Raw genomic sequence first — 15685 nt, 5'->3', positions numbered from 1 at the left:
CGCGGCTCGGCGCGCACGCCGCGCCTCCGCCCGCCGGGAGGGCACGGGGTCCGGCGCCCCACGGGGCAAGACCAGGGGTGGTGCGTCCGCGGACCGTCCCGCCCCGAAGGGGAAGACCTCGGGTGAGGCCGCCAAGCCCGAGGGCAAGAACCGGCCCACCCCGAAGCAGCGGGACAGCCGGAAGACCGGGCAGGACTCGCTGTTCACCCGGATCGGTCGGTTCATCCGCGAGGTATGGGGTGAGCTGCGTAAGGTCATCTGGCCGACGCGCAAACAGATGGTCACCTACACCACCGTGGTGCTGATCTTCCTGGTCTTCATGGTGGGGTTGGTCTCCGGACTCGACTACGTCTTCCTCCAGGGTGTCGACGTCGTGTTCGGCGAGTGACCGGTTCGCAGGAGCCCTCGCGGGTGGTCGCGTCGGTGCGGCGCGGGCCACCAGCAGACGTGATCAACTGAGAGGACGGAAAGTGACCTCCGAGAACGGCTCAGGAGCCGGTCAGGATCTGACCGGCCTCCCCGACGAGCAGGTGCTCGCGGCCACCGGCGAACCGTCGTCGGACCACACCGGGCCCGTCGAGTCGCCGGAACGGTCCGCCGAGTCCGCGGAGGGTACCCCGCCCACGGAGGACGCCGGGGTCACCGAGCCGACGGAGAGCTCGCCCGCGTCCGAGGCCACGGAGGCTCCGGAGCCGCAGGAAGCCACGGAGCCGCAGCACGAGGACCCCGTCGCCGCGCTGCGCGCCGAGCTGCGCTCGCAGCCGGGCGAGTGGTACGTCGTGCATTCCTACGCCGGGTACGAGAACAAGGTCAAGAACAACCTGGAGACCCGGCGGCAGACGCTCGACGTCGAGGACTACATCTTCCAGATCGAGGTGCCCACCGAGGAGGTCACCGAGATCAAGAACGGCCAGCGCAAGATCGTGCAGCGCAAGGTGCTTCCGGGCTACATCCTGGTCCGGATGGAGCTCAACGACGCGTCCTGGGGCGCGGTGCGCAACACCCCGGGTGTCACCGGGTTCGTGGGCGCGACGTCGCGCCCGTCGCCGTTGAGCCTGGACGAGGTGCTGAAGTTCCTCGCGCCGCAGGTCGAGCAGCCCGAACCGGCGAAGGCCGCCAAGGGCGAGCCCGCCGCCGAGGAGGCCCCCGCCGCCACGGGCCGTGCGGTGGAGGTCGAGTTCGAGGTCGGCGAGTCGGTCACCGTCATGGACGGGCCGTTCGCCACGCTGCCTGCGACGATCAGCGAGGTGAACGCGGACGCGCAGAAGCTGAAGGTCCTGGTTTCGATCTTCGGCCGGGAGACGCCGGTCGAGCTGTCGTTCAACCAGGTCTCCAAGATCTGACGGTCGGATCCCACGGCCGCAGGCAGGCTCCGCGCCACGGCAGGTGCGCGGGGACGAGTGACATCGAACAGGAACGAGAATGCCACCCAAGAAGAAGAAGCTCGCAGCGATCATCAAGCTGCAGATCCAGGCGGGCGCCGCGAACCCGGCGCCGCCGGTCGGGCCCGCGCTGGGTCAGCACGGCGTGAACATCATGGAGTTCTGCAAGGCCTACAACGCCGCGACGGAGTCGCAGCGCGGCAACGTGGTGCCGGTCGAGATCTCCGTGTTCGAGGACCGCTCGTTCGACTTCAAGCTCAAGACCCCGCCGGCGGCCAAGCTGCTGATGAAGGCCGCGGGCGTGGACAAGGGCAGCGGCGAGCCGCACAAGCAGAAGATCGGCAAGGTCAGCTGGGACCAGGTCCGCGAGATCGCGGAAACCAAGCGCACCGATCTGAACGTGGAGAGCATGGACCAGGCGACGAAGATCATCGCCGGGACCGCCAAGTCGATGGGCATCACGATCGAGTGATTTCCCGCGTCCGGGGCTGCCCCGGACGGCCGAGTGGAAGGGCCACGCGCTGACCCGCACCACGACTGATCCGCACACGACTTTCGAGGACAGGACATGACCAAGCGCAGCAAGGCCTACCGTCAGGCCGCCGAGCTGATCGAGCGCGACCGGCAGTACACGCCGCTCGAGGCCGCGCGGCTCGCGCAGCAGACGGCCAAGGTGAAGATGGACGCCACCGTCGAGGTCGCCATGCGACTCGGCGTGGACCCCCGCAAGGCCGACCAGATGGTCCGCGGCACCGTGAACCTGCCGCACGGAACGGGTAAGACCGTCCGCGTCATCGCGTTCGCCACCGGCGAGAAGGCCGCCGAGGCCGAGGCCGCGGGCGCCGACGCGGCCGGGACCGACGAACTGCTCGAGCGCATCCAGGGTGGCTGGCTCGAGTTCGACGCCGCGATCGCGACTCCGGACCAGATGGCCAAGGTCGGGCGGGTGGCCCGCATCCTCGGCCCGCGGGGCCTGATGCCGAACCCGAAGACCGGCACGGTCACCCCGGAGATCGGCAAGGCCGTCTCGGACATCAAGGGCGGTAAGGTCAGCTTCCGCGTCGACAAGCAGGCCAACCTGCACCTGGCGATCGGGAAGGTGTCGTTCGACACCGAGAAGCTGGTCGAGAACTACGCCGCCGCGCTGGACGAGGTGCTCCGGTCGAAGCCGTCGGCGTCGAAGGGCCGCTACCTGAAGAAGGTCACCTTCACGACCACGATGGGGCCGGGCATCGAGGTCGACCCGACCCGCACCCGCAACCTCCTGGTCGACGAAGCGGCGAGCTGACCGCCCGGTCCACGGGCACACAGGACACCGAGTGGGGCGGTCCTCCGGACGGAGGGCCGCCCCACTGTCGTTTCCGGCCCGCACGGTGTCCGGAGGCGGAGACGGAGCGCACGGAGCACCTGCGGAACGCGGCGGTACTCAGTCGCCCGTGTCGCCCGCCGTGTCGCCCGGGGCGCCCGTGGTGGGGGTGCCGCCGGTGGGTGTGCCGGACGGTCCGCCCGGCCGCGGGCAGGTCCGCGGCCCCGGCTGGTGGTTGGTGATCAGCCACTGCCCCAGTTCCACCCGGGTCACGGTGAACACGCCCAGCGCGGGGCCTCCGGCGATGTCGAAGTCGCAGGAGTCGATGCGCACCCGGTGCGCCTCGGGGTCGTACCACCGGGGGAAGACCGACTCGGCGTAGTCGTTGACGTGCGAGACCTCGCCGTGCAGGGCGTGGACGGCATCCCGGCAGTCGGCCCGGCCCAGGTTCTCCGCGAACCGCTGCTGGATGCCGGCGTCGTTGTCGAAGTAGCCGCAGGCGAAGTCGACCCGGTTCTGCGCGATGTGGTGGTAGACCTTGCGGACCGCCTCGTGCGGTTGGGTCGCGAGCAACTGGTCGGTCCGGTACGTGCCGCCACCGGATCCGGCCAGCTCCTCGGTGGACATACTCTCCTCGTCCGAGCCGAACAGCTGGTTCAGCAGCCAGGTGACGAAGAGGGCGAGCAGCAGGAAGAAGATCAGCCAGGCGAGGACCTTCCGGCCGAGCCACCGCAGCCATTTCGGGATGCGGAGGGTTCCGAGGCGGCCCTGCCCGGGATCCGGGGGCGGCGTCGGCGGCCCCGCGGGAGGGGCCGTCCCGACCGTCGTCGTCCCGCCGGGGGACAGGTCCGTGCCGGTCGGGTGCGTCCCCACAGGCACGGGTGCGCCGGCCCCTGGGACGTCCCCGCCCCCGGTCGCCCGTCGGAACTCCTCGAACCGCTGGAACTCCTGGAAGCGCCGGAACTGCTCGAACTCCCGCAACCGGTCGGCGTCGACACCGGCAGGCCCGACACCGCTCGACTCGACACCGCTCGACTCGATACCGGCAGGCCCGGCATCCCCCCGGGGCACGAGCGCGGCCGGGTCCGCGCCGGACCGGCCGTCGGGATCCGCCGACCCCGCGGTGTCGCCGTCGTCGCCCTGGGGTGGATGCTCCCCGGTGCCCGGTGGGACCCGCGTCCCTCCGGCCGGGTCGGGTGGGTTCCCGTCGGAGGGAGCCCCGTCCGGCTCCGAGCGGGGCTGTTCGGACTCCGCGTCACCAGGTCGCTCAACCACGTGACCCATGATGCCTGCTCGCCCACGCCCGGTGGTCGAGCGAACCACGGTTCGCGGGCGGAACGTCGTCCCCGGGGGCGGGGGTCCGGGGTGCACGGGCAGGGCGTATGCTCGGGGACGGTTCTACCGAAGACCGCTGGTCTTCCTCCCGCTCGAGGCGGGGGGAACGAAGGCCCCGCGTGACGGCGGGCGGCCCGCGCAGGAGGAACGAGGCTCGCACACGGTCCGGACCCTGTCCGTGGATCGTCACCTTCGACGCCCCGCGCCTGCTGCGCCGGGGCGTTTCGTCGTCGTGGGGGTGCCGGGCCGCCGGTGGTCACCAGCCAAGAGAGGAGGCGACCATGGCGAAGCCCGAGAAGGTGGCGGCCGTCGCCGAGATCGCGGACAGCTTCCGCAACAGCTCGGCCACCGTCGTCACCCAGTACACCGGGCTCTCCGTGTCCCAGCTCAGCGAGCTGCGTCGCGCTCTCGGCGACACCGTCAAGTACCGGGTCGCGAAGAACACCCTCGTCAAGCGTGCCGCCGAGGAGGCGGGCGTCGAAGGGATGGACGAGCTCTTCATCGGTCCGACCGCGATCGCCTTCGTGGAGGGCGAGCCGGTCGAGGCCGCGAAGACTCTGAAGAACTTCGCGAAGGACCACAGCGCCCTGGTCATCAAGGGCGGCTACATGGACGGTCAGCCGTTGTCGGTCACCGAGATCGACCGGCTCGCCGACCTGGAGAGCCGCGAGGTCCTGCTGTCGAAGGCCGCGGGTGCGATGAAGGCCAAGATCTCCGAGGCCGCATCGCTGTTCGCGGCCCCGGCGTCGCAGGTCGCGCGCATGGCCTCCGCACTGGAGGGCAAGCGTGGGTCCGAGGGTTCCGCCGCCGCCGGTGGCGACACCGAGGAGAGCTGACAGCCGCCGAGAGCTGATCCGACACATCAACCCGGGACCACGAGTCCACGACAAGGAAGGAACGCCATCATGGCGAAGATGAGCACGGACGAACTGCTCGACGTCTTCAAGGAGATGACGCTGCTCGAGCTCTCCGAGTTCGTGAAGCAGTTCGAGGAGACCTTCGACGTCTCCGCCGCCGCGCCGGCCCCGGTCGCCGTGGCCGCGGGCGGTGCCGCCGAGGCCCCGGCCGCCGAGGAGGAGGAGCAGGACGAGTTCGACGTCGTGCTCGACGACGCGGGTGACAAGAAGATCCAGGTCATCAAGGTCGTCCGCGAGCTCGTCTCCGGTCTGGGCCTGAAGGAGGCCAAGGAGATGGTCGAGGAGGTCCCGAAGCCGCTCCTGGAGAAGGTCGACAAGGAGGCCGCCGACGCCGCCAAGGCGAAGCTGGAGGAGGCCGGCGCGAAGATCAGCATCAAGTGATCTGATCCGCCACCCCTGAGCGGGCCGACCGTTGCCGCAACGGTCGGCCCGCTCTTTTTGTCGGCGCCCGGATGGGTTACCGTGCCACGGCGAGATTCACACAATGGGAGTTCTATCCCACATCCAACTGGCGAGTAACCTACGCGCCCTCTGCTCGTTGAACCGAGTTGACGCGCCATGAACGATCTCCGGGAGGTGCGATGGGTGCCGAGGTGGTCATCGAAGGTTTGACCAAGTCCTTCGGAAAGCAGGCCATCTGGCGGGATGTCTCACTGACGCTGCCGCCCGGTGAGGTGTCGGTGATGCTCGGTCCGTCGGGTACGGGCAAATCCGTCTTCCTCAAATCCATGATCGGCTTGTTGAAGCCGGACACCGGCAAATGCGAGATCAACGGTGTCGACATCGTGCAGTGCTCCGAGCGCAAGCTGTACGACACGCGCAAGCTGTTCGGCGTGCTGTTCCAGGACGGCGCGTTGTTCGGGTCGATGAACCTCTACGACAACGTCGCCTTCCCGCTGCGCGAGCACACGAAGAAGTCCGAGACCGAGATCCGCAAGATCGTTCTCGAGAAGCTCGAGATGACGGGTCTGTCCGGGTCGGAGGACAAGCTCCCCGGTGAGATCTCGGGTGGTATGCGCAAGCGTGCCGGGCTGGCCCGTGCTCTCGTGCTGGATCCGGAGATCATCCTCTGCGACGAACCCGACTCCGGTCTGGACCCGGTGCGCACGGCGTACCTGTCGCAGCTGCTGATCGACCTCAACGCGCAGATCGACGCGACGATTCTGATCGTCACCCACAACATCAACGTGGCGCGGACCGTGCCCGACAACATCGGGATGCTGTTCCGCAAGGAACTGGTGATGTTCGGTCCGCGCGAGGTGCTGCTGACCAGCGACGAACCCGTCGTCGAGCAGTTCCTCAACGGCCGCAGGCTGGGCCCGATCGGCATGAGCGAGGAGAAGGACTCCGCGCAGATGGCCGCCGAGCAGGCCCAGGCCGACGCGGGACACCACGACGGGTCCACCGAGGACGTGCGCGGCATCGTCCCGCAGCTCCAGCCCACACCGGGGCTGCCGGAGCGCGCCGGTGTCCGCCGCCGCAAGGACCGCGTGATGCGGATCCTGCACACTCTCCCGCCCGCGGCCCGGGAGGGGATCATCGACTCACTGACCCCCGAGGAGCGGCGCCACTACGGTGTCGCGCGGTCGGACGACACGGATCTCGTGGGTGTCCAGGCCGGACACCTCCCGACCGGCGACGTCGCCCGTGTCCCCGGTTCCGACCAGGGCGTGCACGACCAGGGCACCGAGGAGCTGACCCACCGGATGCCCCCGTACGAACAAGGACACTCATGAGCTCTCCGGCCTCGACGGCCAGGATTCCCGGGATCGGGATGCTGCGTGAGACCGGCAAGCTGTTCGCGCTCGCGCTCGACGTGGCGCGCGGTGTCTTCCAGCGTCCCTTCCAGCTCCGGGAGTTCATCCAGCAGGCGTGGTTCATCGCCAGCGTCACGATCCTGCCGACCGCGCTCGTCGCGATCCCGTTCGGCGCGATCATCTCGTTGCAGTTCGGCTCGCTCGCGGGCCAGCTCGGCGCCGAGTCGTACACCGGGGCGGGCAGCGTGCTGGCCACGGTGCAGCAAGCCGCACCCCTGGTGACCGCGCTGCTGGTGGCCGGTGCGGGCGGTTCGGCCGTCTGCGCCGACATCGGTGCGCGCACCATCCGCGAGGAGATCGACGCCATGGAGGTCCTCGGGGTCTCCGCGGTGCAGCGGCTCGTGGTGCCCAGGGTGCTCGCCTGCATGTTCGTGGCCGTGCTGCTCAACGGCATGGTCAGCGTCATCGGCGTGCTCGGCGGCTACTTCTTCAACGTGGTGCTGCAGGACGGGACGCCGGGCGCCTACCTCGCCAGCTTCTCCGCGCTCGCGCAACTGTCGGACCTGTGGGTCGGCGAGCTCAAGGCGCTCATCTTCGGCTTCATCGCCGCGGTGGTGGCCGCGTACCGGGGGCTGAACCCCCCGCCGGGGCCGAAGGGCGTCGGGGACGCGGTCAACCAGTCCGTCGTCATCACCTTCCTGCTGCTGTTCGTGGTCAACGTCGTGCTGACGTTGCTCTACCTGCAGCTCGTTCCCTCGAAGCTGGACTGAACCGATGCCCCGTGTGACCCAGACCGCGAAGAGGATCGCGAACCGTCCACTGGAGACGCTCGACGACCTCGGCGACCAGATGTCGTTCTACCTGCGCGCGCTCGCGTGGGCACCGAGGACGATCCGCCGCTACTCGAAGGAAGTCATGCGGCTGCTCGCCGAGGTGAGCTTCGGCTCCGGGTCGCTGGCGATGATCGGCGGCACCGTCGGTGTGATGGTCGGGCTGACGCTGTTCGTCGGCGTGCTGGTCGGCCTGCAGGGCTATTCGGCGCTGAACTCGATCGGCACCTCGGCGTTCACCGGCTTCCTCACGTCGTTCTTCAACACCCGCGAGATCGCCCCGCTCGTCGCAGGTCTCGCGCTGTCGGCCACCGTCGGGGCCGGGTTCACCGCGCAGCTCGGCGCGATGCGGATCTCCGAGGAGGTCGACGCCCTCGAGGTGATGGGCGTGCCGAGCCTGCCGTACCTGGTGACGACCCGCATCCTGGCGGGCTTCATCGCGGTGATGCCGCTGTACGTGGTTGGCCTGCTCAGCTCCTACCTGGCCTCGCGCACGGTGGTGGTCCACCTCTACGGCCAGTCGGCGGGGACCTACGACCACTATTTCGACATGTTCCTGCCGGCCCAGGACGTCTTCTATTCGTTCGTCAAGGTGTTGATCTTCAGCGTGGTGATCATCTTGACGCACTGCTACTACGGCTACCGCGCGAGCGGGGGTCCCGCCGGTGTCGGCATCGCGGTCGGCCGCGCGGTCCGCCTGTCTATCGTGACGGCGGCCGTACTGAACTTCTTCATCGGCTTCGCCCTCTGGGGCACCGACACGACGGTGAGGATCGCGGGATGAGCACGGCGATGGTGACGTTGCGGCGCAGGTTGCTCGGCCTGCTGCTGGTGGCGGTCATGGTGGGTGGTGTCGCGCTCAGTGTGGCCATCTACAACAAGCAGTTCACCGAGTTCGTCACGGTGCGGCTGCAGGCGGACACGGTCGGCAATCAGCTGTCCGAGAACTCCGACGTCAAGGTGCGTGGCCTGATCATCGGCCATGTCGGTGCGGTCGAACAGGCCCGGGACGGCGCGGAGCTGACCCTCAAGCTCGACCCGGCGAAGGCCGAACTGGTCCCGGGTAACGCGTCGGCACGGTTCCTGCCGAAGACCCTGTTCGGCGAGCGCTACGTCGCGTTGACGCTGCCCGACGAGCCCGACGGCGATCCGCTCACCGACGGGGACGTGATCCCTCAGGACCGGACCAAGAGCGCGATGGAGCTCGAACAGGCGCTGGACAGTCTGCTACCGGTCCTACGGGCCGTGCAGCCGGAGAAACTGGCGAGCACCCTCACCGCCGTGTCGACCTCGCTCCAGGGACGGGGGGAGCAGCTCGGACAGACCCTGACCGATCTCGGTGACTACCTCGGTGAGCTGAACCCGCACCTGCCGGACCTGCGGACGAACCTGCGCGAGCTCGCCGACTACTCGGACAACCTCGACGAGGTGGCGCCGCAGCTGGTGCGGACCCTGGACAACCTCACCACCACCAGCCGCACCCTCGTGGACAAGCGGGAGAACCTGGCGACGCTGTACCGCACGGTGAGCACCGCCTCCACGGACCTGCGGTCGTTCCTCGAGGCCAACGCGGACAACCTGATCAATCTCGGGGAGACGGCGCGGCCGACGGCCGAGCTGCTCGCGGAGTACTCGCCGTCCTACCCGTGCTTCCTCGGGCAGATGGCCGAGCTCGTCCCCCGGATCGACGAGTCGTTCGGCAAGGGGACGGACAAGCCCGGCCTGCACGCGAAGATGGAGATCACCGTGGACCGCGGGCCCTACGAGCCGGGTCAGGACGAGCCTGAGTACAACGACGAGCGTGGCCCGCGCTGCTACGCGATGGACGAGTACCCGGACCCGTTCCCGCAGCACCCACCGGACGGACCGCTCAAGGACGGCAGCGAGTCGCCGCCACCGGCCAGGACCTCGACGGGGGGACTGAACCAGGCCGGCGGCGCCACCGGGATGGGCGGCGCGGCACCGCTGACCGGGGACCCGGCCGGCACGTCCGGGGAGCGGGCGCTGGTGGCGCAACTCTCCTCCGGAACGACCGGACTCGAACCGTCCGAGGTGCCCGGATGGGGCAGCCTGCTGGTGGCACCGCTCTACCGGGGGACGGAGGTGACGGTCGAGTGACCACACGCGCGACCGGAACTCGGCGACCGCGGCCCGGACCGGGCCGGACCACACCCGACCGCACACCGTCGACCAGGGAGGTGAGCACGTGAGGGGACTGGCCGCACCACTGACCAAGCTGATCGCCTTCGTGCTGGCCACCGTGGTCTGCACCGGCCTGCTCGGGATCAGCATCGCCAACCTGAGTCTGTCCGACAGCAGCACCTACAGCGCCCGGTTCAGCGACGTCACGATGGTCAACCCGGGAGACGACGTCCGCATCGCCGGCGTGCGCGTCGGCGAGGTCTCCGAGGTCCGCCTCGTGGACCGTCGCCGGGCGGAGGTCGACTTCGAGGTCGAGCAGGGACGCGAGCTGCCGGGCAACGTCACGGCGGCGATCCAGTTCCGCAATCTCGTCGGGCAGCGCTACCTCGCCCTCGAACGCGGCGAGGGGCAGGCGCGGGGCTCCCTCAAACCGGGCGGGACGATCCCGGTCGAGCGCACCCGGCCCGCGGTGAACCTCACCGAGCTGTTCAACGGCTTCCAGCCGCTGTTCCGCGCCCTCGAACCCGAGCAGGTCAACAAGCTCTCCTACGAGATCGTGCAGGTCCTGCAGGGTGAGGCGGGCACCGTGCAGAACCTGCTGTCGCACACCGCGTCGCTGACGACCACCCTGGCCGAGAAGGACGAGGTCATCGGCAGCGTGATCGAGAACCTGAACACGGTCCTGGCGACGCTGAACGAACGCACCCCGCAACTGTCCGACCTGATCAGCAGGTTGCAGCAGTTCGTCTCCGGCCTCGCGGCCGACCGGGACCCGATCGGCCGGGCCATCCAGTCCCTGGGCGATCTCACCGAGACCACCGCCGGCCTGCTCGGTGACGCCCGCGAGCCGCTGCGCCAGGACATCGACGCGCTCGGCGACCTCGCGAGCAACCTCAACGACCACGAGGCGACGGTCGAGCAGTTCATCCGCTACCTGCCCGAGAAGGTCAACACGCTCAGCAACACGGCCAGCTACGGATCCTGGCTGAACTTCTACATGTGTGAGGCCCACGGCAGCGTGCAGATCCCCGGCCTGGGAGAGAAGCCGGTGGACCTGCCGTTGATGCCGGTCAGCCGGGGGCGGTGCCAGTCATGAAGAGTTTCCAGAAGCGCAACCCCGTCCCGATCGCGCTCGTCGGCATCGTCGTGCTCGTGCTCAGCACGCTCGCGGCACTCAACGCCGAGGACCTGCCGATCATCGGTGGTGGTACCACCTATCGCGCCGAGTTCAGCGAGGTCGCCGGGCTGACGGCCGACAGCGAGGTCCGGGTGGCCGGTGTCCGGGTCGGCGACGTGACCGACATCGAACTGGACGGGGACCGGGTGCTCGTGTCGTTCAGGGTCTCCGACACCTGGCTCGGCGCCGACACCAGTGCCTCGATCCAGATCAAGACCCTGCTCGGGCAGAAGTACCTCGCGCTCGATCCGGTCGGGGAGAATGCGCTCGACCCGCGCGAGACCATCCCGATCGAGCGCACCGCGGCCCCCTACGACATCATGGAGGCCTTCCGCGGGCTGTCCGGCACGATCGACGAGATCGACACCGACCAGCTGGCACGCAGCTTCGACACGCTGTCCGAGACGTTCGCCGACACCCCGGAGGACGTGCGCGGTGCCCTGCGTGGTCTGTCCCAGTTGTCCGACACCATCGCCTCCCGGGACCAGCAGCTGTCCGAACTCCTCGGCAACACCCGCCAGGTCAGTCAGACCCTGGCCGACCGGGACGCCGAGCTCACCAAGCTCATGGAGGACGGGAACAAGCTGCTCGAGGAGCTGCGCAACCGGGAGCAGGCGATCAAGGCGATGCTCGACGGCAGCAGGCAGCTCGCCACCGAACTGCAGGGGCTCGTCGACGACAACAACGAGCAGCTGGCGCCGGTGCTCGCCGACCTCGACCAGCTGACCAACATGCTCCACCGCAACCAGGAATCGCTGGCCGAGGGCATCAAGCAGTTCGCGCCGTTCGTGCGGGTGTTCACCAACACCATCGGCAACGGCCGGTGGTTCGACAACTACATCTGCGGCTTCCTCCTGCCCTCGATCGGTCCGATCAACGAAGAGGGGTGTCACGCACAATGACCAGCACCCGCTTCGGCTCCCGGCTCACCCGCGGCGTCGTGCTCGCCTGCGTCCTCGGCCTGGTCGTCGCGAGCGGCCTGTGGTGGGCCCTCGCCGACTCCGGTCGCAGACACGCCACGGCGTACTTCCCCGAGGCCATCGGCCTCTACGAGGGCAACGACGTGCGCGTGCTCGGCGTGCGCATCGGCGAGATCACCGAGGTCGCCCCCGAGGGGGAACGGGTCCGCGTCGGACTGGCCTACGACTCCGACGTGGCCGTCCCCGCGGACGCCAAGGCCGTGATCGTGGCCCCGTCCCTGGTGTCCGACCGGTACGTCCAGTTCACCCCCGCGCACACCGGCGGCCCCCGACTGGAGGACGGTGCGGTCCTCACCCGCGACCGCACCGCGGTGCCGATGGAGATCGACGAACTGAGCGAGAGCGTCAGCGAGGTCTCCGAGGCACTGGGGCCGGACGGCGCCAACTCCGAGGGCTCGCTCAACGAGGTGCTCGACACCCTCGCCGCGAACCTCGACGGCAACGGCGCCGCGATGAACGAGACGATCACGAAACTCGGTCAGGCCGCGGGCACCCTGTCCGGCAACTCCGGCGACCTGTTCGCCACCGTGGAGAACCTGGCGGAACTGTCCGGCACGCTGGCCGAGAGCGACGACCAGGTGCGCCGCTTCGAGCAGCAGCTCGCCGACGTCAGCTCCTTCCTGGCGGGGGAGCGGCAGAACCTGGCCACCACCGTCGACCACCTGGGCAGCACCCTGCAGTCGGTGCACACGTTCGTCGAGAACAACCGGGACAGCATCAAGTCCAACGTGGACAAACTGGCCAGCGTCACCCGGGTCCTCGTCGAGCAGCGCGGGGCGCTGGCGGAGACGCTCGACGTCGCACCGTTGGCCCTGGGCAACCTCGCCAACACCTACAACGCCTCCTCCGGCACGCTGGACGCGCGGCCCAACCTCAACGAGCTGACCCAACCGCCCGCCGCGATGGTGTGCGGTTTCCTCCAGCAGACCCCGGAGGCGCTGGACACGGTGGGGGACCTCTGCGCGGACATGGCCCCGGTGGTGGACGGGACCGTGCCGCTCCCGTCGCTGGCCCAGGCGGCGCACGCGCTCAACGAGGGGGAACTGCCGGAACTGCCGCTGCCCGTCCTCGGGCAGATTTCCGAATCGGGAGGTGACCGGTGAAGCGCGCCCGCACCCTCGTCGCGTCCGCTTCGGCCACGGTCCTGCTGCTGGTCAGCGGCTGCGGCGCCCAGCTCGGCGGCGTCTACGACCTCCCGCTGCCCGGTGGGGCAGACCTCGGTGAGGACCCGTACGACGTGCGCATCCACTTCCGCGACGTCCTCGACCTCGTGCCGAGGGCGGGCGTGCGCGTGGACCAGGTCCCTGTCGGCGAGGTGAAGGCGATCGACGTCGCCGACGACGGGTGGACCGCCGAGGTGACCGTCTCGGTCAAGGAAGACGTGGACCTGCCCGCCAACGCCGTGGCGAACGTGCGTCAGTCCAGCCTGCTCGGCGAGAAGTACGTCGAACTCGCCGCACCCGCCCAGCGACCCGCCGAGGCGGAACTCGCGGACGGCGACCTGATCCCGCTGGAGCGCACCGACCGCTCCGTCGAGGTCGAGGAAATTCTCGGTGCCCTGTCGATGCTGCTCAACGGTGGTGGCGTCGAACAGCTCAACACCATCACGCGGGAGCTCAACGCGGCGCTGGAGGGCAACGAGCAGGACGTCAAGGCCATGCTGAACAACACCGAGCAGCTCGTGGCCACCCTCGACGAGCAGTCGTCCGACATCACCCGCGCCCTCGACGCGCTCGACCGGCTGTCGGCGACCCTGAGGGGGCAGAAGGACGAGATCGCGAACGCCGTCGAGAACCTCGGCCCCGGGCTCGAGGTTCTCGAGAACCAGCGCGGCCAGCTGGTGGACATGCTCACCGCCTTTGAGGAGCTGTCGGACGTGGCCGTGGAGACGGTCAACGCGAGCCACGAGGACATGGTCGCCAACCTGGAGGCCCTGCTCCCGACGTTGCGCAAGCTCGCCGAGGCCGGTGCGGACCTGCCGAAGGCACTCGAGCTGATGCTCACGTACCCCTTCACCGACGCGGCGGCCGAAGGCGTGAAGGGCGACTACATGAACCTCTACGTCTCGCTCGACCTGAACCTGGAGGAGATCCTGGCGAACCTGGGTCGCAGCAGGCAGAGCCCGCTTCCCGATCCCGGCTCGGCCGGCGGCGAAGAGGGCGGCGACGCCCCGCCGCTGCCGCTGCCCGGGGCGGAGACCGACGCCGAGGACGGTTCCGGGAACGAATCGGGCGTCGGCGGACTCCTCGACTCCCTCACCGGAGGTGCGCGCTGATGCTCGTGCGCAAGACGAAGATCCAGCTGGTGGCCTTCGCGGTCATCTCGGTACTCGCCGTCGCGTACGCGCTCGTGCGGTTCAGCGATGTCGAGAAGGCCTTCGGTTCCGGCGGATACACCGTCCAGCTCCAGCTCACCGAGTCCGGTGGAATCTTCAGCGGCGCCGAGGTGACCTACCGCGGCTACAACGTCGGCGAGGTGGGACAACTGCGCCTCACCGACAGCGGGCTGACCGCCGAACTCGACATCGCGGCCGACGCGCCGCCGATCCCGGGGACGCTCGACGCGGCGGTCGCCAACCGCTCGGCGGTCGGTGAGCAGTACGTCGATCTCCGCCCGACGTCCTCCGGGGCCCCGTACCTCGAGAACGGCTCGGTCATCGATGCCTCCCGGGTGAGCACCCCGGTGCGCACGGAGAAGCTGATCTCGGACCTGTACGACTTCACCGAGTCCGTGCCCACCGAGTCCCTGCGCACGGTGGTGGACGAATCCTACGAGGCGTTCCAGGGCACCGGCGACGATCTGCAGACGCTGATGGACACCACCAGCGAGTTCACCCGCGTGGCGCGTGAGCACCTCCCGCAGACGGTGGAACTGCTCGACAAGGGCAGCACGGTGCTCGCCACCCAGAACGACCTCAGCGGGTCGCTGCGGTCGTTCAGCCGTGACCTGGAAGCACTGTCGACGACACTGAAGAACTCGGACGGCGACATCCGGGAACTGATCGACACCGCCCCGCGGTCGGCGACCCAGATCAGCCAGGTGCTGGCCGAGACCGGACCCGGGCTGAGCTCGCTGGTCGCGAACCTGCTCACCACGGCCAACGTCACCTCCACCCGGCTGGACGGACTCGAGCAGGCGTTCGTCACCTACCCGGTGGTGGCCGCCGGCGCGTACAGCGTCACCCCCGGGGACGGCTTCGCACACCTGGGCCTGGTGTTGAACCTGTTCGACCCGCCGTCGTGCACCAAGGGTTACCGTTCGCCGGAGGAGTACCGCGCGGGTAACGACACCAGCGACCGGCCGCCGAAGAACGACGCCTACTGCGCCGAGCCGCCGGGCAGCCCGATCTCGGTCCGCGGGGCGCAGAACGCGCCGTACCACGGGGTTCCGCAGATTCCGTCCGACCGGCAGGTCGAGTCGAACAGCGACCGGGACAGCGAGCAGTTGGCGACGATGCGGGGTGCGCCGGGGATCGCGGGCAGCCCCGGAATGGGCATCACGAGCATGCGCCAGCTCCTGGGACTGGACGGCTGACCCGGCCGGTTGACAGCCACATCACACCTTCGACCTAGTCTGGAGCGCTATGAGTTCGGACGAGCAGCACGGCTCCTCCGCGGACCACCCGGGGGAGGCGGAGCACGGACGGTCGGTGCCGGCCGGGGACGACGCCACCGGGCGCAGCGCCGGGGCATCCGAAGGTGTGGAGTCGCCCGAGAGTGCCGGTGCGGCGGGTGAAGCCGACGCGGACAGCACCGGGGGTGCGGGCACCGGAGGTGCCGACCCCGCTGTCGACCCCGCCGTCGACCCGGCCGCGGACGGACCCTCCCGCGGTGGCCCGCCCCGGTGGCTCGTCCCGGCC

The 15685-nt window shown here is 69.3% G+C and carries 16 protein-coding genes and 1 pseudogene; 16 read left to right on the top strand and 1 reads right to left on the bottom strand.

Going from position 1 to position 15685, the window contains the following annotated elements:
* The 4 genes from secE to rplA form a co-directional block, all read left to right on the top strand.
* The coding region (gene secE, locus ACTIR_RS21990; RefSeq protein ID WP_034238612.1) for a preprotein translocase subunit SecE at positions 1–388 on the top strand (388 nt) is incomplete at its 5' end.
* Between the two features lie 82 nt (positions 389–470).
* Positions 471–1343 carry a transcription termination/antitermination protein NusG gene (nusG, locus tag ACTIR_RS0106100; RefSeq protein WP_026453595.1) on the top strand — a complete coding sequence of 291 codons (873 nt, stop codon included), beginning with the start codon at positions 471–473 and terminating at the stop codon, positions 1341–1343.
* A 79-nt stretch (positions 1344–1422) separates the two neighbouring features.
* Positions 1423–1854, top strand: a complete 432-nt coding sequence (gene rplK, locus ACTIR_RS0106095) for a 50S ribosomal protein L11 (protein ID WP_007024035.1) — start codon at positions 1423–1425, stop codon at positions 1852–1854.
* Between the two features lie 96 nt (positions 1855–1950).
* The gene (gene rplA, locus ACTIR_RS0106090; RefSeq protein ID WP_007024036.1) at positions 1951–2670 is read left to right on the top strand and encodes a 50S ribosomal protein L1; all 720 of its coding nucleotides are present in this window, start codon (positions 1951–1953) and stop codon (positions 2668–2670) included.
* 138 nt (positions 2671–2808) lie between these two features.
* Here rplA and ACTIR_RS21985 read toward each other — a convergent pair whose 3' ends face one another.
* Positions 2809–3972: a hypothetical protein gene (locus ACTIR_RS21985; RefSeq protein WP_026453594.1), complete on the bottom strand. Its 1164-nt coding sequence runs from the start codon at positions 3970–3972 to the stop codon at positions 2809–2811.
* A gap of 332 nt (positions 3973–4304) precedes the next feature.
* Between ACTIR_RS21985 and rplJ the strand changes: the two genes are divergently transcribed.
* The 12 genes and pseudogenes from rplJ to ACTIR_RS27430 form a co-directional block, all read left to right on the top strand.
* Entirely contained in the window at positions 4305–4859 is a 555-nt protein-coding gene (rplJ, locus tag ACTIR_RS0106080) for a 50S ribosomal protein L10 (protein ID WP_026453593.1), read from the top strand.
* A gap of 69 nt (positions 4860–4928) precedes the next feature.
* Positions 4929–5321, top strand: coding sequence for a 50S ribosomal protein L7/L12 (rplL, locus tag ACTIR_RS0106075; protein WP_007024039.1), 393 nt, complete (start codon positions 4929–4931; stop codon positions 5319–5321).
* Between the two features lie 200 nt (positions 5322–5521).
* Complete coding sequence (locus ACTIR_RS0106070; protein WP_026453592.1) at positions 5522–6676, top strand: ABC transporter ATP-binding protein; 1155 nt, start codon at positions 5522–5524, stop codon at positions 6674–6676.
* Positions 6673–7467, top strand: coding sequence for an MlaE family ABC transporter permease (locus ACTIR_RS0106065; RefSeq protein ID WP_026453591.1), 795 nt, complete (start codon positions 6673–6675; stop codon positions 7465–7467). The genes ACTIR_RS0106070 and ACTIR_RS0106065 overlap by 4 nt, the downstream gene beginning before the upstream one ends.
* A gap of 4 nt (positions 7468–7471) precedes the next feature.
* The gene (locus ACTIR_RS0106060; protein ID WP_026453590.1) at positions 7472–8311 is read left to right on the top strand and encodes an MlaE family ABC transporter permease; all 840 of its coding nucleotides are present in this window, start codon (positions 7472–7474) and stop codon (positions 8309–8311) included.
* Positions 8308–9645: an MCE family protein gene (locus tag ACTIR_RS0106055; protein WP_026453589.1), complete on the top strand. Its 1338-nt coding sequence runs from the start codon at positions 8308–8310 to the stop codon at positions 9643–9645. The genes ACTIR_RS0106060 and ACTIR_RS0106055 overlap by 4 nt, the downstream gene beginning before the upstream one ends.
* An 88-nt stretch (positions 9646–9733) precedes the next feature.
* Positions 9734–10765, top strand: coding sequence for an MCE family protein (locus tag ACTIR_RS0106050; RefSeq protein ID WP_026453588.1), 1032 nt, complete (start codon positions 9734–9736; stop codon positions 10763–10765).
* Positions 10762–11748, top strand: a complete 987-nt coding sequence (locus ACTIR_RS0106045) for an MCE family protein (RefSeq protein WP_026453587.1) — start codon at positions 10762–10764, stop codon at positions 11746–11748. Before ACTIR_RS0106050 ends, ACTIR_RS0106045 begins: the two co-directional genes overlap by 4 nt.
* On the top strand, positions 11745–12929 hold the full coding sequence (locus tag ACTIR_RS0106040; protein WP_026453586.1) for an MCE family protein: 1185 nt from the start codon (positions 11745–11747) through the stop codon (positions 12927–12929). Before ACTIR_RS0106045 ends, ACTIR_RS0106040 begins: the two co-directional genes overlap by 4 nt.
* A complete protein-coding gene (locus ACTIR_RS0106035; protein ID WP_026453585.1) occupies positions 12926–14101 on the top strand; it encodes an MCE family protein in 1176 nt (391 codons plus the stop codon). Before ACTIR_RS0106040 ends, ACTIR_RS0106035 begins: the two co-directional genes overlap by 4 nt.
* The gene (locus ACTIR_RS0106030) at positions 14101–15360 is read left to right on the top strand and encodes an MCE family protein (RefSeq protein WP_026453584.1); all 1260 of its coding nucleotides are present in this window, start codon (positions 14101–14103) and stop codon (positions 15358–15360) included. Before ACTIR_RS0106035 ends, ACTIR_RS0106030 begins: the two co-directional genes overlap by 1 nt.
* A 49-nt stretch (positions 15361–15409) precedes the next feature.
* Positions 15410–15685 (top strand): annotated as a pseudogene (locus tag ACTIR_RS27430) (hypothetical protein); the annotation flags it as partial.

It is taken from the genome of Saccharomonospora iraqiensis subsp. iraqiensis (assembly GCF_000430445.1).
In the GTDB taxonomy this organism is placed as follows: domain Bacteria; phylum Actinomycetota; class Actinomycetes; order Mycobacteriales; family Pseudonocardiaceae; genus Saccharomonospora; species Saccharomonospora iraqiensis.
The sequence above is the reverse complement of the archived record's forward strand: the minus strand, read 5'-3'. Positions and strand labels throughout refer to the sequence as shown.